A 2,895-nucleotide genomic window follows, 5' to 3' on the forward strand; every position below is an offset into this window, starting at 1 on the left:
ATGCAACACATCCTGCTTGACGGCAATCGCGTGGGCTTCTTCACGCTCAAGCCTGAGGGTGATGCAGCCCTGCGGCTCGATCATCTCTATCTGCGCAGCAACGCCAGCGGTCAGGGCATAGGTTCGTGGGTGCTGCGGCAGGTGATCAGGCAGGCACGCGAGCGTAGCCTGGCCGTCAGGCTGACTGCGCTGAAAGGGAGCGATGCGAATCGCTTCTATATGCGCCACGGCTTTGTGCTGCAAGGAGAAGAGGGTGTCGACTTGCACTACGAATGGCCAGCCACGGAGTCGGTCGCGTGATGGCCGCGCCCGATTTCCTCCAGGCCATCATGGGCCCGGACCCAATGGTGCAGCGCCGCGCCATCGCCAAGGCCATCACGCTGCTGGAGTCCACCCGCGCCGACCACCGCGCCCAGGGAGACGAGTTACTCACGGCCCTGCTGCCCCACACCGGCAAGGCCATGCGCCTGGGCATCAGCGGCGTTCCCGGCGTGGGCAAGTCCACCTTCATCGAGGTACTGGGCCTGTACCTGATCACCCAGGGCCACCGTGTGGCCGTGCTCACGATCGATCCTTCTTCTTCCGTCTCAGGCGGCTCCATCCTGGGCGACAAGACCCGCATGGAAAAGCTCTCGGTGCATGACCGTGCCTATATCCGGCCCAGCCCTTCCAGCGGAAACCTGGGCGGCGTGGCCGAAAAGACGCGCGAGGCGATGCTGGTCTGCGAAGCCGCCGGGTACGACGTGGTGATTGTGGAAACCGTGGGCGTGGGCCAGAGCGAAACCGCCGTCGCCAACATGACCGACATGTTTGTGCTGATGCAGCTGCCCAATGCCGGTGACGACCTGCAGGCCATCAAAAAGGGCGTGATGGAACTGGCCGACCTCGTCATCATCAACAAGGCCGACATCGATGCCGACGCGGCGATGCGCGCTGAGGCGCAGATCACGTCAGCCATGCGCTTGTTCGGTCTGGTCAACAACGCCATGGACGGCGCGCAGGCCGCTAATTTCGACAAAAACTGGCATCCGCAAGTCATCCAGCTCAGCGCCCTGCACAACAAAGGCGTGGACGTGTTCTGGAAAGCCGTGATGCAGTTCAAGTCCCTGCAGACTGCCAATGGCCAGCTGGCCGCCCGGCGCCAGCAGCAGTCGCTGTCATGGATGTGGGAGCGCATAGACGCCGGCCTCAAGCAGGCTTTCCGTCAGGATCCGCAGGTGCGTGAGCGCCTGCCCGGCTTGCTGGCCGAAGTGGCGCGCGGTGAAGTCGCGGCATCGACAGCCGCCAGGAGCTTGCTGGCCCTGGCATCCAAAGGATGGAATGCATGAAGAAAATCGCCATTCTTTTCGTGCTGCTTTTTCAGGCATGCCTGGCGTGGGCCGGCGGCATGGTCGCCGGCGAGCCGCAGAGTTTTGTCTTCACCGACAAAGGCTATTTCGCGGACAAGCCCGTCACGGTGCATTACTACAAGGCGCGCAGCGCCGGCCCCGATGCCAAGGTAATGATGGTGATCCACGGCGCGGAACGGCAGGGCTCGCGCATGCGCGACAACTGGATGCCTTTTGCGGAGAAAAATAAACTCATCGTGCTGGCCCCGGAGTTTGACGAGGCGCGGTTTTCTTCCAGGTTGTTCAACATGGGCGGCATTGAAAGCCGTGACCGGGCCCAGTGGTCTTTCCAGATCGTCGAGCATCTTTTCGATTTTGTCCGTGCTGGTGAGGGCCTCGCGGCGAGCGACTACCTGCTGTTCGGCCACTCGGCGGGCGGGCAGTTTGTGCACCGCTTTATGCTGCTGGCCGAGGCACCCCGCGTTTCAGTCGCCGTGGCGGCCAATGCCGGCAGTTACACCATGCCCCGATATCCAGGCCTGATGGAAGACAAATTTCCCTACGCGCTTAACGAAAGCATTGTCAGCCCCGACAAACTCAGGCAGGTTTTTGCCCGCAAGCTGATCGTGCTGCTTGGTGAAACTGACATAAAAACCGATGAGGCCAACCTTCCCAAGGCCAGGCAAGCCACAGCCCAAGGCGTGAACCGCTTTGAGCGCGGCACCCACTTCTTCGAGCAGGCCCAGGCGCAGGCGCAGAAGCTGGGCACACCCCTGGCCTGGGAGCGTGCCACCGTGCCGGGCGTGGGGCACGAGTCGCGCCGCATGAGCCAGGCCGCCGCCCGCCTTTTGTTTGAACCTGCCAAATAAATTTTCACCGTCCCAAAAAAAGCGGAACACACCATGCAAGAAATCCTTGAACAACTCGAAAAGAAACGCGCCGCGGCCCGATTGGGCGGCGGGCAAAAGCGCATCGATGCGCAGCACGGCAAAGGCAAACTGACAGCGCGCGAACGGCTGGAGCTGCTGCTCGACGAAGGCACGTTTGAAGAGTGGGACATGTTTGTCGAACACCGCTGCACCRACTTCGGCATGCAGGACAACAAGATTCCGGGCGACGGCGTCGTCACCGGCTACGGCATGATCAACGGCCGCCTGGTGTTTGTCTTCAGCCAGGACTTCACCGTGTTTGGCGGCGCCCTGAGCGAAGCTCATGCCGAGAAAATCTGCAAGGTGATGGACCAGGCCATGAAGGTCGGCGCGCCGGTCATCGGCCTCAATGACTCGGGCGGTGCCCGTATTCAGGAAGGTGTGGCGTCATTGGGCGGTTATGCCGATGTGTTCCAGCGCAACGTGATGGCCAGTGGCGTGATTCCGCAGATCAGCATGATCATGGGGCCGAGCGCCGGCGGCGCCGTGTATTCCCCCGCCATGACCGACTTCATCTTCATGGTCAAGGACAGCTCCTACATGTTTGTGACGGGGCCCGAAGTCGTCAAGACCGTGACCCATGAGGAAGTAACGGCCGAAGAACTGGGCGGCGCCACCACCCACACCACACGTAGCGG

General features: G+C 61.9%; 4 protein-coding genes. All 4 read left to right on the forward strand.

Annotation, left to right across the window (positions count from 1 at the left end; translation table 11 throughout):
* Positions 1 to 300 (forward strand): GNAT family N-acetyltransferase (locus AC1DWI_RS18675; protein ID WP_477725419.1); only part of this gene is annotated, 300 nt, incomplete at its 5' end.
* Positions 300 to 1,328: a methylmalonyl Co-A mutase-associated GTPase MeaB gene (meaB, locus tag AC1DWI_RS18680; RefSeq protein ID WP_477669607.1), complete on the forward strand. Its 1,029-nt coding sequence runs from the start codon at positions 300 to 302 to the stop codon at positions 1,326 to 1,328. The genes AC1DWI_RS18675 and meaB, both read left to right, overlap by 1 nt.
* Positions 1,325 to 2,197: an alpha/beta hydrolase family protein gene (locus AC1DWI_RS18685; RefSeq protein ID WP_477669121.1), complete on the forward strand. Its 873-nt coding sequence runs from the start codon at positions 1,325 to 1,327 to the stop codon at positions 2,195 to 2,197. Before meaB ends, AC1DWI_RS18685 begins: the two co-directional genes overlap by 4 nt.
* A 33-nt stretch (positions 2,198 to 2,230) precedes the next feature.
* Positions 2,231 to 2,895 (forward strand): acyl-CoA carboxylase subunit beta (locus AC1DWI_RS18690; protein ID WP_477725420.1); only part of this gene is annotated, 665 nt, incomplete at its 3' end.

This window comes from Polaromonas sp. P3_C2 (assembly GCF_056402675.1).